Source organism: Mesorhizobium sp. B2-3-5, assembly GCF_006442395.1.
GTDB lineage: Bacteria > Pseudomonadota > Alphaproteobacteria > Rhizobiales > Rhizobiaceae > Mesorhizobium.
Map to the genome: position 1 here is coordinate 67,458 of NZ_VFVX01000001.1, position 26,713 is coordinate 94,170.

Consider the following 26,713-nt stretch of genomic DNA (forward strand, 5'->3'; position numbering starts at 1 on the left):
CGATCTCTTTTTCACGGCTCCACGAGCCGTGTCACTCTTCATCGTCGGCGCGGCCGCGCCGTGAGCCGGCTATGCGCGCCACGAGGTCGGCAAGCTCGGTAGGCTGGAAAGCGCCGGCCCCGATTCCCCCAGCAAGTTCCTCGCTGCCCAAGGGCAGAACCGCGCTACCAAAACCCAGCTTTTCGGCTTCCTTGAGGCGCTGCTGCGCATGCGCAACCGGCCTCACTGCGCCCGAAAGGCTGATTTCGCCGAAATAGACGCAATCGGCGGGAAGGGCAAGACCGGTGAGCGAGGAAACCAGTGCGGCGGCGACCGCGAGATCGGCCGCCGGCTCGCTGATGCGGTAGCCGCCGGCGACATTGAGATAGACGTCGTGCTGGCCGAAGCGAACGCCGCAATGCGCCTCCAGCACCGCCAGCACCATCGACAGCCGCGCCCCGTCCCAGCCGACGACCGCCCGGCGCGGCGTGCCGAGCGAGGACGGCGCGACTAGCGCCTGGATCTCGACGAGAACGGGCCTTGTACCCTCCATGCCGGCGAAAACGGCCGCACCGGGCGATTTCGCATGCCGCTCGCCCAGGAACAGCTCCGAAGGGTTGGAGACTTCGCGCAAGCCCTTGTCCGACATTTCGAAGACGCCGATCTCGTCGGTCGGCCCGAAGCGGTTCTTCACCGTGCGCAGGATGCGGTAGTGGTGGCCGCCTTCGCCCTCGAAATAGAGCACGCCGTCGACCATGTGCTCGACCACGCGCGGGCCCGCGATCTGGCCTTCCTTGGTGACATGGCCGACGAGCACGATCGCCGCACCTGTGGATTTGGCGTAACGGATCATCGCCTGGGCGGCGGCGCGCACCTGGGTAACGGTGCCTGGCGCCGAATCGGCAAGATCGGTCCAAAGCGTCTGGATCGAATCGAGAATGACTAGGTCCGGGCGCTTGCCGTCGGCGATGGTGGCTAGGATATCCTCGACATTGGTTTCGGCCGCCAGCTCGACCGGGGTGGACGCGACGCCGAGGCGCTGCGCGCGTAGCCTGATCTGCGCGACGGCTTCTTCGCCCGAGACATAGACGATGCGGTGGCCTCTCGAGGCAAGAGCGGCGGCGGCCTGGGTGAGCAGCGTCGACTTGCCGATGCCGGGATCACCGCCGACCAGCAGCGCCGAGCCGCGCACGAAACCGCCGCCGGTGGCGCGGTCGAGTTCGCCGATGCCCGAGACGATGCGCGGCGCATCCTCGATATCGCCGGAAAGCGTCGTCAGCACCACCGCGCGGCCCTTGCGGGCATTGCGTGTGTTGGCCGGCCCCGAGCCGATACCGCCGGACGTGCCTTCCTCGACCAGCGTGTTCCACTCGCCGCAGGCATCGCATTTGCCGGCCCAGCGCTGATGCACCGATCCGCAATTCTGGCAGATGAACTGGACGCGGGATTTGGCCATCAGCGTTGCGCCACGGGCCAATCGCCGGCTGACGGCGTTCCTGCGCACCCCCCTTGCGGGGGAGATGTCCGGCAGGACAGAGGGGGGTGTGACGGAGCGCGGACGTAAGCCAAGAAGCTACTCGAACCTCTCCGCAATATGATGCTCCTCGGCGAGGTCCGAGAAGCGGGTGAATTCACCGTGGAAGGCCAGCGTGACCGTGCCCGTCGGTCCGTGACGCTGCTTGGCGACGATGACCTCGGCCTTGCCGCGCATCTCGTTCATCTCGTTTTCCCACTTGACGTATTCCTCGGTGCCAAGCTTCGGCTCGCGGTTCTTGAGATAGTATTCTTCGCGGTACACGAAGATCACGACGTCGGCGTCCTGCTCGATCGAACCGGATTCGCGCAAGTCCGAGAGCTGCGGGCGCTTGTCGTCGCGGCTTTCGACCTGACGCGACAGCTGTGAGAGCGCGATGATCGGCACGGTCAGCTCTTTTGCCAACGCCTTCAGGCCCGTGGTGATCTCGGTGATTTCCTGGACGCGGTTCTGCGATGCCTTGGCGCTGGATCCTTGCATCAGCTGGATGTAGTCGATGACGATGAGGTCGAGGCCGCGCTGGCGCTTCAGGCGGCGCGCGCGGGCAGACAATTGCGCGATCGAGATGCCGCCGGTCTGGTCGATGAAAAGGGGAATCTTCTGCATGGTCTGCGAACAGGCGACCAGCTTTTCGAAGTCCATTTCGCTGATTTCGCCGCGGCGGATCTTCGAGGAAGAGATTTCCGTCTGCTCGGAAATGATACGGGTTGCGAGCTGTTCGGACGACATTTCGAGCGAGAAGAACCCGACGACGCCGCCATTGGCCGCCTTGAAGGAGCCGTCGGCCTGTTGTGCAGGCACATAGGCCTCGGCGACGTTGAAGGCGATGTTGGTTGCGAGCGATGTCTTGCCCATGCCCGGACGGCCGGCAAGGACGATCAGGTCGGACGGTTGCAGGCCGCCCATGCGGCGGTCGAGATCGCGCATGCCGGTGGCGAGGCCCGACAGACCCCCGTCGCGCATATAGGCGGCGTTCGCCATATCGACGGCGGTCTTGACCGCGTCGGTGAAACTCTCGAAGCCGCCATCATAGCGTCCGGTTTCGGCCAGTTCGAACAGCCGGCGTTCGGCGTCCTCGATCTGCTCGGAAGGCGACATGTCGACCGGCGCGTCATAAGCGATGTTGACCATGTCCTCGCCGACGGTGATCAACGCGCGGCGCGTCGCCAGATCATAGATGGCGCGGCCATAGTCGGTGGCGTTGACGACGGTGACGGCTTCCACCGCCAGCCGCACGACATATTGCGCCACCGTCATGTCGCCGACCTTCTCGTCGGCCGGCAGAAAGGTCTTCAAGGTAATCGGCGTCGCCACCTTGCCCATGCGGATGAGCTCGGCCGCGATCTCGAAGATCCTGCGATGCAGGGGCTCGTAGAAGTGGCCTGGTTTCAGGAAGTCGGAGACACGGTAGAAGGCATCGTTGTTGACAAGAATCGCGCCAAGCAGCGCCTGCTCGGCCTCGATGTTGTTCGGCGCCTCGCGATAAAGCGGTTGCTCCGCCACACCGAATTTTCGCGCTGCCTCTGCCATGATGCCCCCGATTTCGATCCCGGCCTTTCGATATCAGAACGAGGCGAAACCGTGCTGACCTTTCTGCATCACCGCACGACCAAACAGCTTTGATGCCCGTTGTTCACAGAGACGGCAAACCGTCCACAGGACAGTGTTCCTGTGTCCCGATTCTGGTTGACTCGGCAAGCCGCGATTCTTATGCAGAACCATGGAACAAAGCAAGAACAATCAGCCGCTTATCTGCTGCCGCGTTCGAGTGCGTCGCCCCAGTCCAGTCGCCTGGCCAGCCTGAACTCTTCACCATCGCGTTTGGTGAAGAGTTTCTCACATGCGCTTCCGTCCGGTTCGCAAAGTTTCAACGACACCTTGCCGGAGCCGGATTTCGGCGGCGCGATGACCCGCGCGGCGTGCGTGGCGGCCGCCTGGCGCGAGGCGGCGACAAAGATGAACTTCTCGTCTTCCCACGGCACCTCGGCGTCCTTGGCCAGCCGGTGCAGGCGCGAGCGGGCGACGCGGCGGGAAAAGTGGCACCAGTCGGGCGGGCTGAGCGGGCAGGGTGCCTGGTGCGGACAAGGCGCCAGCAGATGTGCGCCGGCCGCGATCAATTGCGTGCGCACCTTCAGAATCCGCTGCCAGCCCGCCGGCGTGCCCGGTTCGACGATCAGCAATGTGTCTTTCGTGAGCTGCCATAGCCGGTCGACCATTTTGGGCAGGGATGCCGGCACGATCTCGTCCAGAACATAGGCGCATGTGACGAGGTCTGCCGACTCAACGTCTGCAAGGTCGATCGTGACGTCACCGGCCTGCCAGACGGTTCGGGCGGCAATCGCATCGGCGGCGAGCATCTCGCCGGCCTTGCGCACCGCGGCACTTGCTTCCAGCAGCACGGCTTGTTCGAGATCAGGCCAGAGTTCGTTTGTGGCCCAAAGCACCGTACCAGGGCCAGCGCCAACATCGAGCAAGGTTTTCGGCATGAAATCCGGCCGGGCCTCATTCAAAGCGTCAAGACTGGCGCGAACCGCGGCGTAGGTCGCCGGAAGCCGCGTCGCCAGATAGGCGTTGACCGCCATAACTTGCGCCACGTGCAGACGGCCATCGCGCAGTTCGGCCCTGTAGCGGTCCGACAGCGTTTTCGCCGCCTGCTTCAATTCCGGCAGCGGAACCCTTTCCAGGATACGATCGACACCTTGTCGAAGAGCAACTGGCAGTTCCATCCTATGCCTCTCGCGGTGCGAGCAGGATGATGGAAGCGCCGGCGATGCAGAGCGCGGCACCGGCAAAATCCCAGCGGTCGGGCCGTACGTCTTCCACCAGCCATAGCCAGGCCAACGAGGCAACGATGTAGATCCCGCCATAAGCGGCATAGGCGCGGCCCGCGGCATTGGTGTCGACCATCGCCAGAAGCCAGGCGAACAGAAGCAGCGACACGAAGCCTGGCGCCAGCCACAGCGGCGACCGTTCCAGCCGCCACCAGGCCCATACCGAAAAGCAGCCGGCGATCTCGGCCAGTGCTGCGGCGGCATAGATGAGATAGGTCATGAAAAAGGCCTCGCGACGATTCACGAGGCCTTTTTCAGGGCAGGGGCCGGGAATGGCAAGCGCCGATAGCGAACGGCGTGCCGATGGTGTGTCTACTCCGCCACCTTGCGGCGGCGGGCTGGCTTGGCGGGCTTCTCGACGGGAGCCGCTTCGCGGTGGCCCATGTCGCGCATTTCCAGCGCCTTTTCGCATTTGGCCATGTAGTCACGGGTCATCGGCAGCGTGTCGTTCTTCTTGGCGATCTGGAACTGGAATATAACCAGGTCTTGCCAGCGGAACGCGGCTTCCGAAGCGGCGAGATAAAATTCCCACATACGGCAGAAGCGTTCGTCATAGATCGCCCTGGCCTTGTCGCGGTTGGCGGCGAAGCGCTGGCCCCAGTGCTTCAGCGTATCGGCATAGTGGAGCCGCAGGATCTCGACGTCCGTGACCACGAGGCCGGACTTCTCGATCGCTGGGAGCACTTCCGACATTGCCGGTATGTAGCCGCCCGGGAAAATATACTTGCGGATGAAGGCGCTGGTCGCCCACGGCACGCCGGAGCGGCCGATCGTGTGCAGAAGCATCACGCCGTCGGGCTTCAGCAACGTTGCCGCCTTGTCGAAAAATGTCCGGAAGTGGTTGACGCCGACATGCTCGAACATGCCGACCGAAACGATGCGGTCGAAGCGTTCATTGATCTCGCGGTAGTCCTTCAGCTCGAAATGGACGTGGTTCTCCAGCCCTTGCGCGTGCGCCCGGTCGGTGGCGACGCCGTGCTGCTCGGTCGACAGCGTCACGCCCTGCACGTCGACGTCGAATGCCTTGGCGAGATAGAGGCCGAGCCCGCCCCAGCCGGAGCCGATGTCGAGCACGGTCTGGCCGGCCTTCAGCCTGAGTTTGGCGGCGATATGCCGTTTCTTGGCCGCCTGGGCCTCGTCCAGCGTCATGTCCGGCTGCTCGAAATAGGCGCAGGAATACTGCATGTCCTCGTCAAGGAAGAGCCGGTAGAGCTCGCCCGAAAGATCGTAGTGGCGCTGCACGTTGCGGCGCGAGCGCGAGGTGGTGTTGATTTGCTGCAGCCGGCGGAAGGCGTGGCGCAGGCCCTCGATGGCCTTCGACCAGGTCGCGTCGATGCCGCCGCTGCCCATGTTCTGGAAGGCAATGCGCATCAATCCAAGTACACCGCCCTCTAGAATGTCGAGCTCGCCGTCCATGTAGGATTCAGGCACCGCCAGCATCGGATCGAAAGTGATGGCGCGTTCGGCGTGCCTGGTCTTGATGTGCATGTGCACCGGCTCGCCGCTGCCGTCGCCGAAGATCACCGTCGAGCCTTTGGGCCCGGTTACCTTGAGATTGCCCGAGCGCACCAGGCGGTCGAGAATGCGCTTCAACAGAATATTCATGATCCGATGTCCCCTCACGGTCAGACAGGCTGTCCTATTCTGCATCAATATGTAGGGTTTCGAAAAGTTCCTTTTGGCACAAAAATGCCCGGGCGAGAGGCCCGGGCATTAGTCCAGAATTGACTGGAAAGCGTCAGGGTGGTCTGAGCGCCGGTCCGGCGCCCAGACTGTCCGTCAAGCGTTGTCTTCGCCGCCGTCGAACTCGGCGTTCGGATCGAAGAAGTTTTCCGGCCGCGCATTGTCGTTGATGTCGTCGCCATAGATGGCTTCGGCGGTGGTCAGCGTCTCGCCCTTGGCCTGGCGCTCGGCCTCGTCGGCCGTGCGGGCGATGTTGAGCGTGATCGTGACTTCGACTTCCGGATGCAGCGCGATCGCCACATTGGTGAGACCGATTGTCTTGATCGGCTGGTTGAGCTGGATCTGGTTGCGGTTGACCGTGAAGCCCTCCGCCGTCAGCAGATCGGCGATGTCGCGCGTCGACACCGAACCGTAGAGCTGACCGGTCTCGCCAGCCGAACGGACCGCGATGAAGCTCTTGCCGTCGAGCTTTTCAGCAACCTGGCTGGCCTCCGACTTGCGCTCGAGATTGCGGGCTTCGAGCTGGGCGCGCTGGCCTTCGAACTTCTTCTTGTTGGCTTCGTTGGCGCGCAGCGCCTTGCCCTGCGGCAACAGGAAATTACGGGCAAAACCGTCCTTGACCTTGACGGTATCGCCCATCTGGCCGAGGCGGGAAACGCGTTCGAGAAGAATGACTTCCATGGTTTTGTTCCTTTGGTTGGACGCCAATCGCCGGGATCGACGCCGAATGTCTGTGGAACAGGTCAGGAAGCTCTGGGCACGACATGGCGCCGGTGTCGCTGTCCTGCCTGTTCAGGCAGTTAGGATCTCTTTCGAAATCCAACTCGGGATTTTTGGTTCGGAACCGGTCGCGCCCGTCGCGATCGGCAGGAAAAGCGGGCGGTAAAACCGCCCGCCTGGGTAGTGGTTAACGGACCACGTAGGGCAGCAGGCCGAGGAAGCGGGCGCGCTTGATCGCCTTGGCGAGCTCACGCTGCTTCTTCTGGCTGACGGCGGTGATGCGCGACGGCACGATCTTGCCGCGCTCGGAAATGTAGCGCTGCAGGAGACGCACGTCCTTGTAGTCGATCTTGGGCGCGTTGGCGCCGGAGAACGGGCAGGTCTTGCGGCGACGATGGAACGGGCGCCGGGTCGGGATCTGGTTGATGTCGACCATTATTCTGCACCCCCTTCAAAGCCTTCGCGCGGACGGCGCGGACCACGATCGCCACCGCCATCGCGGTCACCACCGAAGCTGCGCGGCGGACGATCGCCACGATCGCGGTCGCCGAAGGAACGTGGGCCACGATCGCCACGGTCGCGGTCGCCGAAGCTGCCGCGCTCGGAGCGCTCTTCGCGCTTCTGCATCATGGCCGAAGGACCTTCCTCATGCGCCTCGACCTTGATGGTCAGGAAACGCAGGACGTCCTCGGACAGACCCATCTGGCGCTCCATCTCGTTGAGCGCGGCCGGCGGGCAGTTCAGATCCATGAGCGTGTAGTATGCCTTCCGGTTCTTGTTGACCCGGTAGGTGAGGGACTTCAGTCCCCAGTTCTCGACCCGGCCGACGGACCCGCCATTCGCTGCGATGACGCCCTTGTACTGTTCGACAAGCGCATCGACCTGCTGCTGCGAGAGGTCTTGCCGGGCAAGAAACACATGTTCGTAAAGAGCCATTATGTTTTCGTGCCTTTCTTCGTTTCTCTCCCGGTTCCCGGCGGCAAAAGCCTCTGCAACTTCTCTGACCCGTGAACCCAAGAAGGAACGGGGAAGAAAGGAGCATGACGAGACGGTCGAGAGCGGAGACACGGGAGGCGGAAGCGCTTCTGGCTTCACACGAAGGCTTTTTAAACCTCCGGCCCTCCGTTCAGCCCCCAGCTGGGACCGGCAGATTGGCGGCGTCTATACAGCAATCCCGCGATAAGGCAAGGGCAAGCGGCGTCGCCGATGTCGCAGGGTACAGGAAAATCAAGCGGCGGCGCCGGTACGGCTTGGCGATTTTTACGACAACCAGCTCTTAACCACAATGTCAGGTTGTGCGGAGTTGAGTCTCGCCATCAACGGTGGGTTCATCATGGGAGGCGCAAGAAGCCCGAACAACCCGCGCATAACAAGCGGCAAGCATTTCCGGGGGTAAGGATGCTTCTCAACAGATTCTGGCGCTCGAGGAGCGGCAATTTCACGCTATTGCTCGGGCTGGGCCTGCCGGCCATCTTGTCAGCCGTGGCCTTCGCGGTCGACGTGTCCACCATCATGCGTGCAAAAAGCAACCTGCAGAATGCGCTCGACGCGGCAAATCTTGCCTCCTCGCATCTGGGCGATCTGGACCTTACCCGCACCGACGCCTTCGACCGTTATTTCCAGGCCAACATTGCCGGACATGGCGAACTCACCAACGCGCAGGCGACGCTGACCGTCGACAGGGGCGTCAATTTCATCAAGACAAAGGCTGTCGCCTCGGCGGACGTCAATCTGAACTTCGCCTTCCTGTTTGGCCGGAACAAGCACATCGTGGTCGAAGCATCGGCCGTCGAATCGAACAACCAGCTCGAGGTCGTTCTGGTGCTGGACAATACCGGCTCGATGGCCGGCGCCAAAATTGCTGCCCTGAAGACAGCGACGGACAATCTGCTCAGATATCTGGAAACGGCACAATCGCCGACGCGCAAGGTCCGCGCGGCGCTGGTTCCGTTCGTCACGGCCGTCAATGTCAATGGCGATGGCTTCGACCCGTCCTGGATCGACATGGACGGCAAGTCATCCACCAATGGGATCAATTTTCCCGTCATCAATGGCAAGCGTCCCAATCATATGGCGCTGTTCAGACAGCTGCTGAAGGATCCGGCCTCGGCCGCCAGGTTGACAGGATGGAAGGACGACAAAGGAATCGACACGGGTTGGAAAGGCTGCGTCGAGGCGCGGCCCGGCCCCCTTAACATCTCCGATACGTCGCCCGACCCGTCTTACGCCGACACTCTGTTCGTGCCGTACTTCGCGCCGGACAGTCCAGGGAACGGCACAAAGCCTTCCGGCAGCTATTCAAACGACGCCAATTACTACAACAACTCTTTTGTCGACGACGTCCCCGACCAGACCAAGCTTGCTCAGAATGGGGGATTGAACATTCTTGGAATAGATCTGAGCGGCTTGCTTGGAAGCGACGTCAGCCCTTCGAAGAAGGATCTCGAAACAATCGCCAAGTATGTCGCACCGCAGAACATTGCCATCGCCACCGCTGGCACAAACGATCCGAATGCCCTGCAATTGACGGTGGGGCCAAACCGGTCCTGTCCCTCGCCGATCGTTCCGTTGACGGAAGATTTTACGAAGCTCCGCAAGGAGCCCGCCAAAATGCTTGCCTGGGCCGGGTCGGGCACCAATGTTGCCGAGGGCCTCGCTTGGGGCCAGCGGGTGTTGTCGCCGTCGGCCCCATACACTGAGGGAACGCCGTGGAAGACGCCTGGGGTAAGCAAAATCGTGATGCTGCTCACCGACGGTGAGAACGTGGTCTATGGCGCCAGCAAAGAGATGACCAAGTCTGACTATACCTCCTATGGTTATCTCGCGGGTTCAGGCTATGGCGCTGCCGGTCGGCTTGGATCGGACAATCAGACGACCGCCGCGCGCAATGTGGACGGATGGACCAGGAGCGTCTGCACGCAGTTGAAAAATCAGGGCGCTGAGATCTACACCATGGTGCTGCAGTCCGACACCGCGGCCAACCGCACGCTTTACAGCGCCTGCGCCTCGGATCCTAGCGACTACTACGCAGTCAACGATCCGAACAAACTGCCAAACGTATTCGAGCAGATCGCTAACAAGTTTTCGAAGCTGCAACTGACCAATTGAACGCTCGGTCCAACTGCTGAACGGATGGCGCCGGCTCAACTCGTATGGGCGACAACCTTATCGACCGTCTCGGGGAAGAAGTCCGGCGCCGCATGGCGCTTGCCGAACATCATATCATACTGGATCAGCTGGAAATCGCGGATCGCGGGGTCGATCTCCTTCTGACGCGACCAATCGGGCGTGGCTTGGCCGGCCGGTGTCAGCAGCAGGTTGCGGTCGACGACGCGGTAGCGCTCCCGCATCTCGCCCAGGAAGCCGGTGTAGTAGGGATGGGTGACGCCCGCTGCCGTCAGGATATGATAGGGCAGGAATGCCGGGCTCACCGTGCCGAGGTCCTTGATTGGACCGGAGCGGTTCGACCAGACGACCAGCGGTGTCTCGTGATGTTCAAGGGCTGCTTCCGGCGTCGGCTCCTTGCGTGGCGCGACGTTGTCCTTGAGGAACCCGGTCTCGACATAGACCAGCCCCAACGGCGGCAGATGGTCGCCGAAAAAGGCCAGGATCGTTGGCCGCTCGCGCTTCTTGGCCCATTCGATCAGCCGGTCAAGGCCGCGGTCAGCATCGGCCGAACCCTCCGCATAGCTCAGCAGCGAATCGCGCGCCCACTGGCTGATCGGGGCCTGTACCGAGTGAGTCGGGTTATTATAGCGGTTCGGCTCATAGGGGCCGTGGTTCTGCAGGCTGACGGCGAAGAAGAACACCGGATCGTCGCTGGCGTCGGCTTCGCGGATGATCTCGTCCGTCATTGCCGCATCCGATGCCAGCGGTCCGCGCTTTTCCATGGGCGGCAGCGTCTCTTCCGACTTGAAATCGTTGAAACCGAAATCGGCATACACCGCGCCACGGTTCCAGAACCAGTTGGTGCCTGGATGGATGGCACGCGCCCTGTAGCCTTCACTCTTCAGGAAGGTCGCCATCGAAGGCGTCGGCGTGCGCACATATTGCTGGTAGGGGATGCTGCCGGCCGGCAGGAAAGCGTTGGAAAAGCCGGTCAGTGCCTCGAATTCGATGTTGGCGGTCATGCCGCCGAATTCAGGTGAGAACATGGAGCCCGAACGCAATGCCCGCACTGTGGGGATCGGATCCGGCGTGATAGCGACGCCAGGCAGCTTGGTTGGATCCCAGAAGGATTCGCTCATGACGACGATGATGTCGGGCTTGTCGTCGGGCACCGATGCTGTCGTCCGCGGCCGATCGATCGCCGCAATCGCCTTGTCGGAATAGCCGGAGGGTGCCGAGACATGGGCCATCGGCACGTTGAGCGCGAAGGCGAGCGCAAAGCCGTTGGAGGCGTAGTTTTCCTTTTGGTCCCACATGATCGGGATGATCTGCAGCCGATCCCGGGTCCACGAGAAGGTGGCGTAATCCATGATCGAGACGAAGAAGGCGAGCAGAGGCACCGCCAGCGTCAGCCGGGCAAGGCGGCCTTTGCGGCTGAGGGCCGGAACCTTACGGTGCCACAGCCGCCAGCCGTGGACGAGCAGCGACAGCCCGACGACGATGCCCACGACCATGGCCAGCGCGGTCATCGGCCGTTCGCGCACCAGGAGCGGCAGCAGGGCGAAAATCTGGCGAGCGTAGAGGAAATCCGTCGGATAAAGCGGATCGCCAAGATAGTGCGATTTCTGATGGCCGACAAAGGCCAGCCCCAGGGTCAACGGCGCGACAATCATCAGGCTCTGGTGACTGCGGCCGAGCAAGGCGTCGAGACCGATCAGGATCAGGGCGAACACGACGATGGTCGTCCAGCCCGGCTTGAGTGGCTGAAGAAAGAAGGAAACAGTGCCGGCAACATCGCCACGCACGATCAGCTCGATGGCGAACACGAGGACGGCGGAGATCAGCACGCTGACCAATCCGTAACGGACGACCGGCCATCTCCGGCCCGGCAAATAACCAGTGGACGGATCGTCTTCCAGGAACTGCGGCGCGGCCTCGCCGGCGCGTTTCGATTTCTTGGCCACCTTAACTTCCCCACCCAGCGACAAACGCGTCACTCGATTGTCATAAAACTGTCACGCCAAGCTAGCGCCTGTATCGGAAATAAGAAGAGCCAGCAAACGAATCGTGAGCAGTTTTCATCAGGAGTGATCGCCAAAAGCCCTTTTAGAACAGGCACTCGGCAGAAGGTTCTGATCTGAGGCCTGTTTGAAGCGGGCTTGACTTGACCGGCCGCCTTGCGCCACAGGCAAGGAAAATTCGTGTTATCAGTCAAGCAGAACAAGTCTTCGGGAGCCCTCGCATGGCCGTTGCATTCACCTTTCCGGGACAAGGCAGCCAGGCTGTCGGCATGGGCAAGGATATCGCTGATGCCTTTCCCGAGGCGCGCAGGACCTTCCAGGAGGTCGATGACGCGCTTGGCGAAAACCTGTCGAAGCTGATCTGGGAAGGTCCGGAAGAGACCTTGACGCTGACCGCCAACGCGCAGCCGGCTTTGATGGCGGTATCGCTGGCTGCGATCAGGGCGCTGGAATCACGCGGTTTCTCGTTGAAGGACAAGGTCGCCAATGTCGCCGGCCATTCGCTGGGCGAATATTCGGCGCTTGCCGCCGCCGGCTTCGTTTCCGTCGCCGATGCCGCCCGGCTGCTGCGTATCCGCGGCAATGCCATGCAGGCGGCAGTGCCAGCCGGCGAGGGCGCCATGGCGGCGATCATTGGGCTGGAGCAGGCCGATGTCGAAGCCGCCTGCACCGAGGCCGCGCAAGGGTCCGGCAAGGTTTGCCAGATCGCCAATGACAATGGCGGTGGCCAGTTGGTGATTTCCGGTGCCAAGGCGGCGGTCGAACTGGCGGCGAAACTTTGCACCGAAAAGGGCGCCAAGCGGGCGCTGATGCTGCAGGTCTCGGCTCCCTTCCATTCGGCGCTGATGGCGCCGGCGGCAGAGATCATGCGAGAAGCGCTGGCCGGCGTGACGAAGAATGCACCTTTGGTTCCTGTCGTTTCCAATGTGTCGGTGACACCGTCGAGCGATCCGGACGAGATCGCGCGGCGCCTCGTCGAGCAGGTGACCGGGCGCGTTCGCTGGCGTGAGACGGTGGAGTGGTTTGGCGCCAACGGCGTCGCCACGCTCTACGAGATTGGTGCCGGCAGGGTGCTTTCGGGCCTGGCGCGGCGTATCAACCGCGACATCGCCACCGCATCGGTCGGTTCCGCGGCTGAAGTCGAGGCAGCATTGGCCGCGCTTGCATAAAGCGCCATTTGATCCCATCCCTATAGGGGCTGTGCTCTTCTCAACCTGGAGACAAAAATGTTCGAATTGACTGGCCGCAAGGCGCTCGTCACCGGTGCTTCGGGGGGGATCGGCGAGGCGATCGCCAGGGTGCTTCACGCACAAGGCGCCATCGTCGGCCTGCATGGCACGCGCGTCGAGAAGCTGGAGGCGTTGGCCGCCGAACTCGGTGACCGGGTCAAGCTGTTTCCGGCCAACCTGTCGAACCGCGACGAGGTCAAGGCGCTTGGCCAGAAAGCGGAAGCCGACCTCGAAGGCGTCGATATCCTGGTCAACAATGCCGGCATCACCAAGGATGGGCTGTTCGTGCGCATGTCGGACGCCGACTGGGACACGGTGCTCGAAGTCAACCTGACGGCCGTGTTCAGGCTTACCCGCGAACTCACCCACCCGATGATGCGTCGCCGCCACGGCCGCATCATCAACATCACTTCTGTCGTCGGCGTCACCGGCAATCCCGGTCAGACCAATTACTGTGCCTCCAAGGCCGGCATGATCGGCTTTTCCAAATCACTGGCGCAGGAGATCGCCACCCGCAACATCACCGTCAACTGCGTCGCTCCGGGCTTCATCGAATCAGCGATGACCGACAAGCTCAACGACAAGCAGAAGGAAGCGATCATGGCGGCGATCCCGACCCGCCGTATGGGCACCAGCGCCGAAGTGGCCTCCGCTGTCGCCTATCTCGCTTCCAATGAAGCCGCTTACGTCACCGGCCAGACCATTCACGTGAATGGCGGCATGGCGATGATCTGACGAATGCGCCCAGAATCGCGCAGCGGTTTTGGGCAATGACATCCCAGGCCAGCACGCTGTGAAAACAGACCATTTCGGCTTGGACCTTGGCCATTTTTCGTGTAATGCGGCCCGCAACCCGGCGGTTCGGGCAAAAACCGGTCCGTAGCCGTTGCGTTTCCGGCAGGACCATCTTTCAACTTGATTAGCGGCATTCTGCCCGCTAACGAAGACAGACAAACAAAAGACGAGGATGCCCAAATGAGTGACACCGCAGAGCGCGTCAAGAAGATCGTCATCGAGCACCTTGGCGTCGATGCCGACAAAGTGACGGAGCAGGCGAGCTTCATCGATGATCTGGGCGCGGACAGCCTCGACACGGTTGAACTCGTCATGGCGTTCGAAGAAGAATTCGGCGTCGAGATTCCCGACGACGCGGCCGAGACCATTCTGACCGTTGGCGACGCGGTCAAGTATATCGACAAGGCTTCGGCCTGACGCATTCCGCAGTCATCACCGGGGAGGACCTGCGATGAGGCGTGTCGTCGTCACGGGCCTTGGATTGTTGTCGCCTTTCGGCATGGGCTTCGAGCACAGCTGGAAGGAACTTCTGACCGGCCGCAGCGCCGCCAGGCGCATTACCGAGTTCGAGGTGGAAGATCTTGCCTGCAAGATCGCTCACGTCATTCCGCGTGGTGACGGCAGCAATGCCACGTTCAATCCCGAGGCCGTGCTCGAGCCGAAGGAACTGCGCAAGATCGGCGACTTCATCCTGTACGGGATTGCCGCCGCCGACGAGGCGCTGAAGGATTCCGGCTGGCAACCGAAAACCCATGCCGAACAGTGTGCCACCGGCGTCCTGATCGGCTCGGGCATCGGCGGCATCGAGGGTATCGCCGAGAATGCGATAATCCTCAAGGAGCGCGGTCCGCGCCGCATCAGCCCGTTCTTCATCCCGGGTCAGATCATCAATCTCGTCTCCGGCCAGGTTTCGATCCGGCACGGGCTGAAAGGCCCGAACCATTCCGTCGTCACGGCCTGTTCGACCGGCGCGCACGCCATTGGCGATGCGGCTCGGCTGATCATGTGGGGCGATGCCGACATCATGGTCGCGGGCGGCGCCGAAGCGCCGGTGACGCGGCTGTCGATCGCCGGCTTCGCCGCGTGCCGGGCACTGTCGACCGAGCGCAATGATGCCCCGCAGACGGCGTCGCGCCCGTACGACCGCGACCGAGACGGCTTCGTCATGGGCGAGGGCGCCGGTGTTGTCGTGCTGGAAGAGCTCGAGCACGCCAAGGCCCGCGGCGCCAAGATCTACGCTGAGGTGACCGGCTACGGTCTCACCGGCGATGCCTATCATATCACCGCGCCGGCCGAGGACGGCGATGGCGCTTTCCGGTGCATGACCGCGGCGTTGAACAGGGCCAAGCTTACGCCCGCCGATGTCGATTACATCAACGCCCATGGCACTTCGACCATGGCCGATACGATCGAACTCGGCGCTGTCGAGCGGCTGGCCGGCAATGCCGCCTCAAAGATTTCGATGTCGTCGACCAAGTCCTCGATCGGCCATCTCCTGGGGGCGGCGGGTGCCGCTGAAGCGATCTTTTCGATCCTCGCCATCAGGGACAATATCGCGCCGCCGACCATCAACCTCGACAACCCCGAGCGCGAAACGGCGATCGACCTGGTGCCCAACAAGCCTCGCTCCCGCCAGATCGACGTAGCACTGTCCAACTCCTTCGGCTTCGGCGGCACCAACGCTTCGCTTGTGTTCCAGCGCTACAATGGCTGACCGTCCGGCTGCCGGACGCCGCCTTGGCGTGCCGTCAATTTTGCCATATTCGCCTCTACTCTGCCGCAGGGGATTCGTTGAGAGATCAAACGGTAGGGCGAAATGAACACAAATCCGGCGGGCAACGGGGAATTGGGGCAGCGGCCCGCTAACACCGGGCCGATCGTACCGAAGACGGCCAGCGAGGCCTTGCGGCCGGAAGCTGGAACGCCGCCGCCGAGGCGCTCGCGCGCTTCGCGCAGCCAGGTCGTCGTGTTCATGAACTTCGTCATCTCTTTGGTGATGTTGATAGTTCTGGCGGCAGGCGCGGCGCTCTACTTCGGCAAGCAGGAATTCACCGAACCCGGCCCCTCGGCCAATGGCGACACCTTCCTCGTCAAGCCGAACACTGGCGTCCAGGACATCGCCGACCAGCTTGAGCGCCGCGGCCTGATCACTGACGCCCGCGTATTCCGTCTTGGGGTGCGCGCCTTTGGCAATGATTCCGCACTCAAGGCCGGCGAATATGCGATTAAGCCCCGGGCATCGATGCGCGACATCATGGAACTGCTGAAGAGCGGCAAGTCGGTGATGTATTCGCTGACCATTCCGGAGGGGCTGACGGTCGAGCAGGCACTGGAGCGCATCGCCGACGAACCCGCCTTGAGCGGCGTCATGCCCGCGGCCATGCCGCCGGAGGGCAGCCTTGCCACCGACACGCTGCGCTTCACGCGTGGCGCGACGCGCCAGCAGATGATCGACAAGCTGCTGGCCGATCAGAAGAAACTGGTCGATGAGGTATGGCAGCGGCGTGCGCCGGACCTGCCGCTGGCCAATGTCCAGGAATTCGTCACGCTGGCTTCGATCGTGGAGAAGGAAACCGGCAGGGGTGACGAGCGTTCGCGCGTTGCCGCCGTCTTCCTGAACCGGCTGGCCAAGGGCATGCGCCTGCAATCCGATCCGACCATCATCTATGGCCTGTTTGGCGGCAAGGGAAAGCCCGCCGACCGCCCGATCTATCAGTCCGACATCCAGAAGCTGACGCCCTACAACACTTATGCGATCAGCGGCCTGCCGCCGACACCGATCGCCAATCCGGGCCGTGCGGCACTTGAGGCTGTGGCCAATCCATCGAAGACCGACGATCTCTATTTCGTCGCCGACGGCACAGGCGGTCACGTTTTTGCCGCGACGCTTGATGAGCACAATGAGAACGTTGCCCGCTATCGCGCGTTGCAGAAGAAGCAGGCCGATGAGGCGGCCAAGGCCGCCTCGGCCGCTGGTACCAGCGGCAACAACGCGGACAAGCCTGCTGGCAGCAGCGGCAAGCCTGCCGACGGCAACGGAAGCGACACCAGCGGTGGCGACAATGGCGATGCCGGCGGCGATGCGGGCGCTGCCCAGTAAGAGTAAGAAAGGCGTTGCCCCCAAGGCGACGGCCTGACATTTGAAGGAACGCCAAGCGTCCGATTTCAAGGCACCCGGGGCGTGATCGTTTTTACGCAGCACTTGCCCTTGTCCGGAAAACCGGTTTCGGGGTGATGCGCCAAGGATATGCAGGCGACATGAATTTGCAGAGCATGACCGGATTTGCCCGCGCCGTCGCCGAGCATGACGGCACCTCCATCGCCTGGGAGGTCAAGTCCGTCAACGGCAAGAGCGTCGAGGTGCGGCTGCGACTGCCGCAAGGTTTCGAACGGCTGGAGCCGGCGGTCAGGCAAACGCTGCAGAAGCGTTTCGCCCGCGGCAATTTCCAGGCGACGCTGACCATCGGCCGTGCTGCCGGCGCGCAGGCACAACCCGTCGTCAACGAAGCGTTTCTGAAAGACCTTGCCGGTCTTGCCAAGCGACTGCAGGAGCAGTTCGGTGTTGCCCCCGCGACCGCTGACGGGTTGCTGTCGCTCCGTGGCGTGCTCGACATTCCCGAAACCGTCGAGACTGAAGAGGCGCGCACCGCCCTTGACACCGTCATCATGGCTGCGCTCGACGTGGCGCTGAAGGGCCTGGAACAGGCACGGCACGGTGAGGGCGCTGCACTGGCTCTGTTGCTGTCCGGCCATATCGACCTCATCGAGGTATTGACGCTGCGCGCGGAAGCGGACCCGTCGCGCGATCCGGCGGCGATCCGCGAACGCATCGGCGAACAGGTGAGGCTGTTGATGGACGCATCCGCCAATCTGGACGCCAGCCGGCTGCACATGGAGGCGGCGTTCCTCGCCACCAAGGCCGATATTCGCGAGGAGATCGACCGGTTGAAAACGCATGTCGCGTCTGGCCGGGCGCTGCTCAAGGGAGGCGGCGCGGTCGGTCGCAAGCTCGATTTTCTGGCACAGGAATTTAACCGCGAATCGAATACGCTGTGCTCGAAGTCGAACGCCGCCGCCGTCACCGCGATCGGGCTGGAACTGAAGGCCGTGGTCGACCAGTTTCGTGAACAGGTCCAGAATCTGGAGTAGCCGATGGTTGCCAAGGAACCGATGGTTCCCAGGGATTTGGGGTCCCGCATTCGCCGCCGGGGGCTGATGCTCGTCTTGTCGTCGCCGTCAGGTGCCGGCAAGTCGACAATCGCGCGCAATCTTCTGGAAAGCGATTCCAGCCTCGAACTGTCCGTCTCGGTCACCACCAGGCCGCGCCGCGGCAGCGAGATCGAGGGCGTTCATTACCATTTCCGGACGATGCGCGAGTTCGAGCGGCTGCGCGATTCCGACGCGCTGCTCGAATGGGCCGAAGTGCACGGCAATTGCTATGCGACGCCGCGCGAGCCGGCCGAACTGGCGCTGGCGCAGGGACGTGACATGCTGTTCGACATCGACTGGCAAGGCGCCCAGCAACTCAAGGAAAAGATGCGCGCCGATATCGTCTCGATCTTCATCCTGCCGCCATCGATGAAGGAGTTGAAGTCGCGGCTGAAACGCCGCGCCGAAGACCAGGAAGCAGTGATCGAGACACGTCTGAAGAACGCTCGTACCGAGATCGAGCACTGGAAGGAATACGATTTCGTAATCGTCAATGACGATCTCGACCGCGCCTTCGCCGAAGTGCGCGGTATCGTTGTCGCCGAGCGGCTGCGGCGGGACCGCCGGCCCGGTCTGTTCGATTTCGTCTCCGGCCTGCTGGACGAGAAGACGGCGTGAACGCCTCTTCCTTCTCCCCGTAAGCGGGCAGAAGCAAGCTACGCAGCATTGGTCAGGCGCACGAATTCCTCCACACTGAGTGTTTCGGCGCGTCGGGTCGGATCGATGCTGGCGCGTTCCAGCAAGGCCTCGCCGCCGAGGCTTTTCACGCTCTGCCGCAGCATCTTGCGGCGTTGGCCGAAGGCGGCTTCGGTGACGCGGCCGAGTTTTTTCACATCGGCGGGCAGCGGTGTCGCGCGTGGCTCCAGATGCACCACCGAAGAGGTGACCTTGGGCGGCGGCGTGAATGCCTGGGGCGGCACATCGAAAGCGATCCTGGCCTGCGTGCGCCAGCCCGCCAGCACGCCAAGCCTGCCATAGGCATCGCTGCCAGGCGCGGCGACGATGCGCTGGGCCACCTCGCGCTGGAACATCAGCGTCATCGAGGCGTAGAAGGGCGGCCAGTCCGGGACCGTCAACCATCGGATCAGCAGTTCCGTGCCAATATTATAAGGAAGGTTGGCCACGATCCGCACCGGGCCGCCGTTCCCGGCAGCCGCGGAAGCCAGCGCGGCGAAGTCAGTCTTCAAAGCGTCGCCGGAGATCACCTCCAGCCGGCCGGGATAATGCGCGGAGACTTCCGCAAGGGCGGCCAGGCAGCGTTCGTCGCGCTCGATGGCGACGACCCGGTGGGCGCCGTTGGAAAGCAGCGCTCTTGTCAGTCCTCCAGGTCCCGGGCCAACCTCGATCACCGTGGCATTTGTCAGATCGCCGGCGCTGCGCGCGATCTTGCCGGTCAAGTTGAGGTCGAGCAGGAAGTTCTGGCCGAGCGCCTTTTTCGCCTGCAGCCCGTGGCGCTCGATGACGTCGCGCAGCGGCGGCAGCCCGTCGATGCTCATGCCCGAAGATCCGAAGCTGGAGCGCTCATGCGGCCGCAGCCTCTTTGTCGGTGTCGGCGAGCCTTCTGGCAAGCTTCAGCGCCGCAATCAGGCTGTCGGGCCGTGCAATGCCCTTGCCGGCGATGTCGAAGGCGGTGCCGTGGTCGGGCGATGTGCGGATGAAGGGCAGGCCGAGCGTCACGTTGACCGCTTCGTCGAAGGCCAGTGCCTTGGCAGGGATCAATGCCTGGTCGTGATACATGCACAGCGCCGCGTCGTAGCCTGCTCGTGCCCGGATATGGAACAGCGTGTCCGCCGGCAGGGGGCCGAAAGCATCGATGCCTTCGGCGCGTAGGATATCGACCGCCGGGCGCACTATACGCTCATCCTCCAGGCCCATCGAGCCGCCTTCGCCGGCATGCGGGTTGAGGCCGGCAATGGCGAGCCTCGGCCTGGCGATGCCGAAGCGGCTGGCGAGGTCAGCGGCGGTGATGCGCGCGGTCGCGACGATCAACTCGCTGGTCAAAGCTTTCGGTACCTCGGCCAGAGCGATGTGTATGGTGACAGGAACCGTGCGCAGATCGGGGCCGGCCAGCATCATCACTGGCATCACCTCGACGCCGCTATGCCGGGCCGCCAGATAGGCCAGATATTCGGTGTGGCCGGGGAAGCGGAACCCGGCATCGTAGAGCGGCTTCTTGGCGATGGGGCAGGTGACCACAGCCGCGGCCTCGCCGCCAAGGCAGGCAGCGACAGCGCGGTCGATGGCCTCGATGGTGCCGGCTGCGTTGGCCGGATCCGGCAGGCCGGGGGTGTCGATAAAGTGGGCCGCCAGTGGAACGATCGGCAAACCATGGGCGAAGACCTGCGCCGCTTGCGCGGGAGTTGTCTCGACGATCGGCACCGACACGCCGAGATGACTTGCGCGCGAGGCGATCAGCGCCGGATCGGCCAGCAGATAAAAGGCCGGCAAGGCAACAGCCTCGCGCGCCAGGAAGGCCGCGACGGCGATTTCAGGGCCGATGCCGGATGGATCACCGACGCTCAACGCCAGCGCGGTCATCGCGCTGCTCACGTCAGCGCTTGACGATGCGGGCTTTCGCCTTCAGCTCGTCAACATACTTCTTGCTGAGATCCTCGGCGGCCTTGTCGTTGGAGCCTTCGCTCTGGAACACCATCTGGGCAGCCTTGTCGTCGGACACTTCGCGCGAGGAGCAAATGCCAATGAACTCGACGCCGCGTTCGGTCTCTCGCGTGACGGTGGCGCCGCCGACCTTCGTCGCCTTGATCTGCTCGGCCCAGTCGGCCGGCAGCTGCGGTGCCAGTACCCGGCCCAGGTCGCGAACGGTGACGTCGATCAGGCCCTTGGCAAACTCGCGCGTCGTGTTGCAGCCATTGAAACGGGCACGCATGGCGTCGGCCTCGCGCTTGCGCTTGGCCAGCGTTGCGCTGCGTTCGGCGGCCGGCACGACGAAGATGACCTGCTGCAGCATGTACTCGGTGGCGCTTGGCTTGGCCCCACCCTTGTCGAGCATGCGCCTGACGGCATCTTGCTCGGTCACGCTGCCGCCTTCGCCGGAACGGTAACGCGCGCTCAAGGCCTGGCTCCAGGCCATCTGGGCGCGGATGAATTCCTTGAAATGGTCCTTGCCGACGCCGGACTTTTCCATGACGCCGTCAAGCTGGCTGATCTGCATCTTGTTGCTGGCGGCGAAGCGCTGATAGGCAGCCTGCACCTGGGCGTCGCCGATGCGGATACCAAGCCGCCTGGCCTCGGCCAAGCGCAGCGTCTGGTCGATCATTTCCTGGGCGGCGTCGCCCTTCTTGTGCTGCAGCTTCAGGAAGGCGGCACGATGCGCGATATCGCCGCTGGTGACGGGTATGTCGTTGACGACGTATTTGATCTCGCTGGCGAAAGCCGGCGGCGTCATGATGGTCATTGACACGGATGTCGCCGCCACAAGCAGCGCGAACCCTGCTGAAAAGAGGTATTTCCTCATCCTTGGCATCCCAATTCTATTCCGGTTCCGCCCAATTTCGTCCTCTTCCGGGTGCGCGAATCCGTGCCAGCCCTATGCGGCGAAACGATGTCGCCGACTACTGGATGGCGTCGACTGCGTTGGTCGACGAGCCGAAGTCGCCGAGGGTGCGGAACGACAGGTTGAAGCCGATGCTCTGCGTCACCTCTCTGGTGTGAAGGTCGCGCGACTGCGCGTACGTCATCAGGTAGGTGAAGCAGGAATCGTTGTAGGCGAAGCCGACCCCGTCCTTGACCAGCAGGCCTTCCTGCAGGTCGTAGGTTCCTGTCCCGAACACGCGCCAGCTCTGTGCAAGATGCGTGGACGCACCGAGCGTGACCTCGTGACGGTCGGTCGTGAAACCATAGAGCGGCTGAGCCTGGATGAACGCATATTTGGCGCTCAATGACACCGGCAGGCCCGAATAGGCAGCCTTGACCTCGGCGCGGCGAATTTCGAAGGACTGTTCGTCGAAGCGGCCGCTGACCGAGGCCGCGAACCCGTTCGGGCTGTTGATGCCAAAGAGGCCGACATAGTCGGACTTGGTATTCTGAAGGCCCGAATAGGCGCCGACATTGACCAGATCGGGAGCGGCGAAGGAGTTCTCGCCGCCAAGCTGATAGGATTGGCCGAAAATGGCGTTGGTGCCCCAGCCATTGATATAGGAGCCGGAATAGCGCACGCCGACATTGGCGCGCGAACCGCCTTCCACACGGTCGTAACCAGAGAACTTGTCGCGTTCGAACAAGGTGCTCGCATCGAACACCATGCTCTGGGCGTCTTCGTTCGGGACGGAGAGGCCGCCGACATATTGTTCGTTCGGCCGCATGAACACCTGCGCCATCGGCTCGAAGACATGGCTGGATCCGCTGGCCATTGAAAACAGCACCGGCCAACGCATCTCGAGGCCGGCGGTCGCCATGTAGCGGGCAAAGGACGAGCGCATGTCATCCTGCTCGCCCAGATTCGTCGCCATCTGGTTGACCGCGGTGAGCGAGGCCGATGACGCCCTGACATAGTCGACGTCGCCTTGCAGCGCCAGCAACGGCGTCAGCACCAGCCCATCATCGGTGACAAAGGTCCTTTTCCACTCGGTCGCGGCGGTAAGACGGCTGGACTCGCCCTCGATGCCGCGCACATTCTCGATGGAAAGCGGATTTGCCGCGTCTGCTAGACCCGTTTCTATCCTATTACGCCGCAGGACCCGCGCATTCACGTTAAGCGACAGTTGACCGCCGGCCACAGATACGTCGGGAATGTATGCATAATCGAGCGAAGGAAATACCCAAGGCTGTTCGCCCGCTCGCGCTGTCGGATCGCTGCTAAGCGTTTTTTCCTGGACCTCGAAATGCATGGCGCGCACGTCGAAATAGTTGCGGCCGTTGAGACCGGTCAGGTAGACTGACGACTGGTGGACATATGCGTTGTACTTGTCGATGTTGTAGGTGTTCGAGAAGTTCTTGTCGGTCTGCAACAGCACGTCCCAGCCGAAATTCCAGCGTTCGTTGATCGCGAACTGCCCCTGCGTGCCCATCATGCCGCGGAACTTGTTCGGATCGCCCGCCGCGCCCGAATCGACGTTGCGGCCGGCGCGGTCGATGAAGGCGTCCGGATTCTGCTGCTGGATGCCGGCCATCTTCAAGGTGTATTGGCCGTTGTTGAAGCGCTGGCGCCATTCGGCTTCGCCGAGGAAGCCCTGCTTGGTGTATCCGCTTCCGGTCACCGTCAGATCATATGTCGGCGAAAGCGCGAAATAGTAGGGAATCTTGACGCTGTACCCCAGATGGCTGTTGTAGCCGATGCTGGGGATCAGGAAGCCGCTCTTGCGCTTCACAGTCGGGTCGGCGATCTCGAACGCCGGCAGGTAGGCCAGCGGAAAGCCGAAGAATTCGAAATTCGCGTTCTCGAAGCGAACCGTTTTCTTCTCACCGTTCCAGATGATCTTCCTGGCCTTGACGCGCCACGTCGGCGCCTTGTCGGGCTTGTCCTCGCACGGCTCGCAGGCGGTGTAGACACCATTGTGGAAGGTGGTCAGCACACCGCCCATGCGTTCGGCGCTTTCGGCGGCGAAATAGGCCTTGTCGACGGTTTCAACGCGCAGCGCGTTGACGAAACCATCGGCGAAATCGTCAGTGATGTCGATATGCTGTGAATTGATCTTGGTGCCGTCGCTGTTGACGATTTCGACATTACCGCTGGCAACCATCCGCTTGGTGTTGCGGTTGTAGACGACCTTCTGGGCGACAAGGCGGTTGCCGCCATAGTCGATCTGCACGCCGCCGATAGCGGTCACGGTCTGGTTGTCGTTGTTGTACTCCAGCGTGTCGGCCGCCAGCAGCATCTGCGAGCCGGACGGCACCTTGGCCGCCATGTTGCCGACATCCTGCGCGAACGAAGGCAACGGCACGCCGCAGGCAAGCAGGCACGCCAAGGCGCTCGCCGCATAGAGGCGCGCCAAATTGGCCTGCCTGTTGCTGGGCAAAAACGCCTCCCTCACTAGCCGTCTTCCTTGTATAGCAGGAAAGTCACCCCGAAGAACATAGCTACTACAACCGGCACCCAGGCGGCTATCGCCGTCGGCACGAACCCCGCCACGCCGAATGCCTTCACCAGCACCGAAACGACATAAAGCAGAAACCCGGCAACGACGCCACCCAGAATCATCGTCGCCGATTGCCCCATCCTCGCAAATCGCATTGAAACTGTTGCCGCAATCAGCGTCATGGCGACGAGGAGGAACGGCAACGCCACCAGCGAATCAAACTGCATGGCAAAGGCATTTGCCTTGAGGCCGAAGGAACGGGCAACCTCGATTTTTCCGGGCAGGTCGTAGAAGGGAATGGTTTCCGGGCGCGCCAGTCGCTCCTGCACGAATTCCGGCTTAAGATTGGTCGGTACACGATCGCTCGCCGCAAGCTGGATCGTGCCGTTCCTGAAGGTCTTTACATCCCGCAAATCCCAATAGCCGTCGCGCAGGTAAGCACGCGCGGCGTCCTTGCGCTCGACGATGTTGCCTTGCGGGTCGAGGATGAAAAAGACGGCGTCGGCCATCTCCAAGCCTTGGTTGAGGATGGCCCGCGCACCGATGATGGTGTCGCCGGAACTGGTCTTCTGGCGGATCCAGGGGGCGGCATCTGCTGAAACCGTATTTGATTTGCCGGAGCGCAGCTGGGTCTCGATCTGCTCGGACCAGGAGAAGGCATGCGCGGCAAGCGGGTTGATGAGCCCGACCGACACGATGCCGAACAGCAGCGCTCCGATGCAGCACGGCAAAAGGAATTGCCAGGCGGAAACGCCGGCGGACCGCGCGATGACCAGCTCGTAGCGCCGGTTGAGCGAAACCAGCGTCGCCATGGCCGAGAACAGGCCGACAAACGGTACCGTCTGCAGCATGATCATCGGCATCCGAAGGCCCGAAATGGCCATCGCCGTCCCATAGGTGAAGCCGGGCAGGCCGGTGGTGCGGCCGGACAGCTCGGTGAAATCGATCAGGAACACCAGCGCCAGCAGGCCGATGAAGAACCAGATCGTGATCGTCACGTAGCGGAAGAAGAAATAACGGCCAAGTGTCCAGCCCATCAGCCGACCCCTTGACCTGAAGTGTCGCGCCTGGACAAACGCAGTTTGAGGGCGTTCCACCCATCACCGATACGGCTGGCCAGGTTCGTCATCCAATCGGCCCAGGCCACCGGCAGTTCCATGGTCCGATTGGACACGATGAACCAGATCGCCACGGCGGAAGCCACAATGGGCACGCCATAGACCATATAGGCGTATTGCGGAATTTCGTCTGCCTTGCTGGCGGCAAAAAAGCCAAGCCAGCGCACGAACAAGGATATCGCGATGGCCGTGATCAAGGGATTGACGCGGGCCTCGCGATGCGAGCGCGCGTCCCCGGCGACCGCAAGCGCGATCAGGGCAAAGACCATGGAATAGGTCCATTCCGAAAACCGCTGGTCGATTTCGGCCCGGTATTCCTGCGGGTTTTGCTGAAAATTCTTGTCGTTGGGGCTTGGATTGAGCAGATATTGGGTGGTCTGGTCCTTCGGCAGGAGCGTCACCTGGCTGGCCGCCGACATGAACGCCGACATGTCGAAGGCATAGGACGTGAACCGGATGACCGACAGGTCGCCGGTCAGCGTTTTGCGGTGGATGACGCCGTCATTCATCATCAGCACCTTTTCGCCGCCGCGTTCGACGATGCTGCCGGTCTTGGCGTAGTAGACGAGATTGACGCCTTCCTCACGCGAATCGGCGACGAAGATTCCGCCCAGACGATTGTCGGGAAGCCGCTCGCCAATCTGCAGGAACAGCCCGTCCTCGATCTTTCGGAACGTGCCCTCCTGGATGATCAGTGACAACAGATCCGCGCGTGACTCCGCCACCAGGGCGCGATTTTTCTGCCGCGCATAGGGGTCTATGCCATTGTCGACCGCAAAGGAAAAAACGCTGGCCGCAAGGGCGAGAAGCATGATTGGCCGCACGATCGTCCAGCGTGAGGCACCCGAGGCGTTGACAACGGCGAGCTCGGAATCCGAATTCATGACGCTAAGTGTCTGGGCGACCGCCACCACCAGCGCGAAAGGCACGACGATCGGGATGATCGAGGGAAGGATGAGGGCCGCGACCTCGAAGAAGGTCAGCGACGACTGGCCGCTGTCGGTGACCAGATCGATCTTGGCCAGCACCTGCGTCGTCCACACAATGGCCAGCGTCCAGACCAGCGCCGCCAAGAAGACCACGAAAGCGCGGCGCATGATGTAGCGTTCAATGACCTTCATGAAGGCTTTACTCGATTTTCTCGAACGGCATCATGCCACCACATTAAGGGTAGCTGTCCGGCGACGCCCGCACAACTGGCTCCGTTGGGCTGCATCAGGCAGGCGATCCGGTTCCCGTCCCACGTCGCGTGCCGCAGTGGACCGGAGTGTCGGCGGGAATGGATAAGAAAGGGCGAACATCGATGGTTAACAACAAGTTGCGGCTAAAAGCGGGGCCGTGCCGCGACGAATCGCCATCGATTCCGTGTGTCATATGGGTAGCCATTTTGGCAAAGTCTTGCCAAATGCCGGAAAACGACCAAATGTCGCGGATCGCTTCAAACCGCTTCG

Annotated in this window: 23 protein-coding genes; 8 read left to right on the plus strand and 15 right to left on the minus strand. The window is 62.4% G+C overall.

What is annotated here, in order from left to right; translation table 11 throughout:
• Positions 1-31: 31 nt before the first annotated feature.
• The 8 genes from radA to rpsF form a co-directional block, all read right to left on the minus strand.
• Positions 32-1,435, minus strand: a complete 1,404-nt coding sequence (radA, locus tag FJ958_RS00355) for a DNA repair protein RadA (protein ID WP_140737942.1) — start codon at positions 1,433-1,435, stop codon at positions 32-34.
• A 117-nt stretch (positions 1,436-1,552) separates the two neighbouring features.
• Positions 1,553-3,043, minus strand: a complete 1,491-nt coding sequence (locus FJ958_RS00360) for a replicative DNA helicase (RefSeq protein ID WP_140737945.1) — start codon at positions 3,041-3,043, stop codon at positions 1,553-1,555.
• 218 nt (positions 3,044-3,261) lie between these two features.
• Positions 3,262-4,239 (minus strand): small ribosomal subunit Rsm22 family protein, encoded by a 978-nt coding sequence (locus FJ958_RS00365; protein WP_140737948.1) that lies wholly within the window; start codon positions 4,237-4,239, stop codon positions 3,262-3,264.
• A 1-nt stretch (position 4,240) separates the two neighbouring features.
• Positions 4,241-4,564 (minus strand): YnfA family protein, encoded by a 324-nt coding sequence (locus FJ958_RS00370; protein ID WP_140737951.1) that lies wholly within the window; start codon positions 4,562-4,564, stop codon positions 4,241-4,243.
• Between the two features lie 92 nt (positions 4,565-4,656).
• A complete protein-coding gene (locus FJ958_RS00375; RefSeq protein WP_140737954.1) occupies positions 4,657-5,949 on the minus strand; it encodes a cyclopropane-fatty-acyl-phospholipid synthase family protein in 1,293 nt (430 codons plus the stop codon).
• Positions 5,950-6,123: 174 nt separating this feature from the next.
• Complete coding sequence (rplI, locus tag FJ958_RS00380) at positions 6,124-6,708, minus strand: 50S ribosomal protein L9 (RefSeq protein ID WP_056563263.1); 585 nt, start codon at positions 6,706-6,708, stop codon at positions 6,124-6,126.
• A gap of 226 nt (positions 6,709-6,934) precedes the next feature.
• Positions 6,935-7,183: a 30S ribosomal protein S18 gene (rpsR, locus tag FJ958_RS00385; protein ID WP_006203718.1), complete on the minus strand. Its 249-nt coding sequence runs from the start codon at positions 7,181-7,183 to the stop codon at positions 6,935-6,937.
• Positions 7,183-7,683 carry a 30S ribosomal protein S6 gene (gene rpsF, locus FJ958_RS00390; protein WP_140737957.1) on the minus strand — a complete coding sequence of 167 codons (501 nt, stop codon included), beginning with the start codon at positions 7,681-7,683 and terminating at the stop codon, positions 7,183-7,185. The genes rpsR and rpsF overlap by 1 nt, the downstream gene beginning before the upstream one ends.
• Positions 7,684-7,953: 270 nt before the next feature.
• On the opposite strand from rpsF, the gene FJ958_RS00395 reads away from it, so the two are divergent.
• Positions 7,954-9,855, plus strand: a complete 1,902-nt coding sequence (locus FJ958_RS00395; protein ID WP_246679447.1) for a pilus assembly protein — start codon at positions 7,954-7,956, stop codon at positions 9,853-9,855.
• Between the two features lie 35 nt (positions 9,856-9,890).
• On the opposite strand, the gene FJ958_RS00400 is transcribed toward FJ958_RS00395, so the two are convergent.
• Positions 9,891-11,819 carry an LTA synthase family protein gene (locus FJ958_RS00400; protein ID WP_246679448.1) on the minus strand — a complete coding sequence of 643 codons (1,929 nt, stop codon included), beginning with the start codon at positions 11,817-11,819 and terminating at the stop codon, positions 9,891-9,893.
• A gap of 278 nt (positions 11,820-12,097) precedes the next feature.
• On the opposite strand from FJ958_RS00400, the gene fabD reads away from it, so the two are divergent.
• The 7 genes from fabD (at position 12,098) to gmk (ending at position 18,727) form a co-directional block, all read left to right on the plus strand.
• Complete coding sequence (gene fabD / locus FJ958_RS00405) at positions 12,098-13,045, plus strand: ACP S-malonyltransferase (protein ID WP_140737960.1); 948 nt, start codon at positions 12,098-12,100, stop codon at positions 13,043-13,045.
• Between the two features lie 57 nt (positions 13,046-13,102).
• Positions 13,103-13,840 (plus strand): 3-oxoacyl-[acyl-carrier-protein] reductase, encoded by a 738-nt coding sequence (fabG, locus tag FJ958_RS00410; RefSeq protein WP_136622739.1) that lies wholly within the window; start codon positions 13,103-13,105, stop codon positions 13,838-13,840.
• A gap of 240 nt (positions 13,841-14,080) precedes the next feature.
• Entirely contained in the window at positions 14,081-14,317 is a 237-nt protein-coding gene (locus FJ958_RS00415; RefSeq protein ID WP_006203723.1) for an acyl carrier protein, read from the plus strand.
• Positions 14,318-14,351: 34 nt separating this feature from the next.
• Entirely contained in the window at positions 14,352-15,614 is a 1,263-nt protein-coding gene (gene fabF / locus FJ958_RS00420) for a beta-ketoacyl-ACP synthase II (RefSeq protein WP_140737963.1), read from the plus strand.
• A gap of 102 nt (positions 15,615-15,716) precedes the next feature.
• A complete protein-coding gene (mltG, locus tag FJ958_RS00425) occupies positions 15,717-17,000 on the plus strand; it encodes an endolytic transglycosylase MltG (protein WP_140737965.1) in 1,284 nt (427 codons plus the stop codon).
• Positions 17,001-17,158: 158 nt separating this feature from the next.
• Entirely contained in the window at positions 17,159-18,049 is an 891-nt protein-coding gene (locus FJ958_RS00430; RefSeq protein ID WP_140737968.1) for a YicC/YloC family endoribonuclease, read from the plus strand.
• Between the two features lie 21 nt (positions 18,050-18,070).
• On the plus strand, positions 18,071-18,727 hold the full coding sequence (gene gmk / locus FJ958_RS00435) for a guanylate kinase (RefSeq protein WP_140696411.1): 657 nt from the start codon (positions 18,071-18,073) through the stop codon (positions 18,725-18,727).
• 38 nt (positions 18,728-18,765) lie between these two features.
• Here the strand turns inward: gmk and rsmA are convergent, their stop codons facing one another.
• The 6 genes from rsmA to lptF all read right to left on the minus strand — a co-directional run bounded on the left by rsmA (position 18,766) and on the right by lptF (position 26,383).
• Positions 18,766-19,605 (minus strand): 16S rRNA (adenine(1518)-N(6)/adenine(1519)-N(6))-dimethyltransferase RsmA, encoded by an 840-nt coding sequence (gene rsmA, locus FJ958_RS00440; RefSeq protein ID WP_140737971.1) that lies wholly within the window; start codon positions 19,603-19,605, stop codon positions 18,766-18,768.
• Positions 19,606-19,630: 25 nt separating this feature from the next.
• Complete coding sequence (gene pdxA, locus FJ958_RS00445; protein ID WP_181176238.1) at positions 19,631-20,647, minus strand: 4-hydroxythreonine-4-phosphate dehydrogenase PdxA; 1,017 nt, start codon at positions 20,645-20,647, stop codon at positions 19,631-19,633.
• A 13-nt stretch (positions 20,648-20,660) separates the two neighbouring features.
• Positions 20,661-21,593 (minus strand): peptidylprolyl isomerase, encoded by a 933-nt coding sequence (locus FJ958_RS00450; RefSeq protein WP_181176239.1) that lies wholly within the window; start codon positions 21,591-21,593, stop codon positions 20,661-20,663.
• Between the two features lie 88 nt (positions 21,594-21,681).
• Positions 21,682-24,099 carry an LPS-assembly protein LptD gene (locus FJ958_RS00455; protein ID WP_181176240.1) on the minus strand — a complete coding sequence of 806 codons (2,418 nt, stop codon included), beginning with the start codon at positions 24,097-24,099 and terminating at the stop codon, positions 21,682-21,684.
• The gene (gene lptG / locus FJ958_RS00460) at positions 24,099-25,184 is read right to left on the minus strand and encodes an LPS export ABC transporter permease LptG (protein ID WP_181176258.1); all 1,086 of its coding nucleotides are present in this window, start codon (positions 25,182-25,184) and stop codon (positions 24,099-24,101) included. The genes FJ958_RS00455 and lptG overlap by 1 nt, the downstream gene beginning before the upstream one ends.
• On the minus strand, positions 25,181-26,383 hold the full coding sequence (gene lptF, locus FJ958_RS00465; RefSeq protein ID WP_140737985.1) for an LPS export ABC transporter permease LptF: 1,203 nt from the start codon (positions 26,381-26,383) through the stop codon (positions 25,181-25,183). The genes lptG and lptF overlap by 4 nt, the downstream gene beginning before the upstream one ends.
• Positions 26,384-26,713 lie beyond the last annotated feature (330 nt).

What these genes read in the sequence shown, in the direction of transcription:
- FJ958_RS00395 (WP_246679447.1), top strand. Translation starts at nt 7,954, where the DNA reads ATGTCGCAGGGTACAGGAAAATCAAGCGGCGGCGCCGGTACGGCTTGG.
- rsmA (WP_140737971.1), bottom strand. Translation starts at nt 19,605, where the DNA reads ATGAGCATCGACGGGCTGCCGCCGCTGCGCGACGTCATCGAGCGCCAC.
- rpsR (WP_006203718.1), bottom strand. Translation starts at nt 7,183, where the DNA reads ATGGTCGACATCAACCAGATCCCGACCCGGCGCCCGTTCCATCGTCGC.
- FJ958_RS00370 (WP_140737951.1), bottom strand. Translation starts at nt 4,564, where the DNA reads ATGACCTATCTCATCTATGCCGCCGCAGCACTGGCCGAGATCGCCGGC.
- mltG (WP_140737965.1), top strand. Translation starts at nt 15,717, where the DNA reads ATGAACACAAATCCGGCGGGCAACGGGGAATTGGGGCAGCGGCCCGCT.
- radA (WP_140737942.1), bottom strand. Translation starts at nt 1,435, where the DNA reads ATGGCCAAATCCCGCGTCCAGTTCATCTGCCAGAATTGCGGATCGGTG.
- FJ958_RS00450 (WP_181176239.1), bottom strand. Translation starts at nt 21,593, where the DNA reads ATGCCAAGGATGAGGAAATACCTCTTTTCAGCAGGGTTCGCGCTGCTT.
- fabF (WP_140737963.1), top strand. Translation starts at nt 14,352, where the DNA reads ATGAGGCGTGTCGTCGTCACGGGCCTTGGATTGTTGTCGCCTTTCGGC.
- rplI (WP_056563263.1), bottom strand. Translation starts at nt 6,708, where the DNA reads ATGGAAGTCATTCTTCTCGAACGCGTTTCCCGCCTCGGCCAGATGGGC.
- lptF (WP_140737985.1), bottom strand. Translation starts at nt 26,383, where the DNA reads ATGAAGGTCATTGAACGCTACATCATGCGCCGCGCTTTCGTGGTCTTC.
- FJ958_RS00375 (WP_140737954.1), bottom strand. Translation starts at nt 5,949, where the DNA reads ATGAATATTCTGTTGAAGCGCATTCTCGACCGCCTGGTGCGCTCGGGC.
- FJ958_RS00360 (WP_140737945.1), bottom strand. Translation starts at nt 3,043, where the DNA reads ATGGCAGAGGCAGCGCGAAAATTCGGTGTGGCGGAGCAACCGCTTTAT.
- gmk (WP_140696411.1), top strand. Translation starts at nt 18,071, where the DNA reads ATGGTTCCCAGGGATTTGGGGTCCCGCATTCGCCGCCGGGGGCTGATG.
- FJ958_RS00365 (WP_140737948.1), bottom strand. Translation starts at nt 4,239, where the DNA reads ATGGAACTGCCAGTTGCTCTTCGACAAGGTGTCGATCGTATCCTGGAA.
- fabG (WP_136622739.1), top strand. Translation starts at nt 13,103, where the DNA reads ATGTTCGAATTGACTGGCCGCAAGGCGCTCGTCACCGGTGCTTCGGGG.
- FJ958_RS00415 (WP_006203723.1), top strand. Translation starts at nt 14,081, where the DNA reads ATGAGTGACACCGCAGAGCGCGTCAAGAAGATCGTCATCGAGCACCTT.
- rpsF (WP_140737957.1), bottom strand. Translation starts at nt 7,683, where the DNA reads ATGGCTCTTTACGAACATGTGTTTCTTGCCCGGCAAGACCTCTCGCAG.
- fabD (WP_140737960.1), top strand. Translation starts at nt 12,098, where the DNA reads ATGGCCGTTGCATTCACCTTTCCGGGACAAGGCAGCCAGGCTGTCGGC.
- FJ958_RS00430 (WP_140737968.1), top strand. Translation starts at nt 17,159, where the DNA reads ATGAATTTGCAGAGCATGACCGGATTTGCCCGCGCCGTCGCCGAGCAT.
- pdxA (WP_181176238.1), bottom strand. Translation starts at nt 20,647, where the DNA reads ATGACCGCGCTGGCGTTGAGCGTCGGTGATCCATCCGGCATCGGCCCT.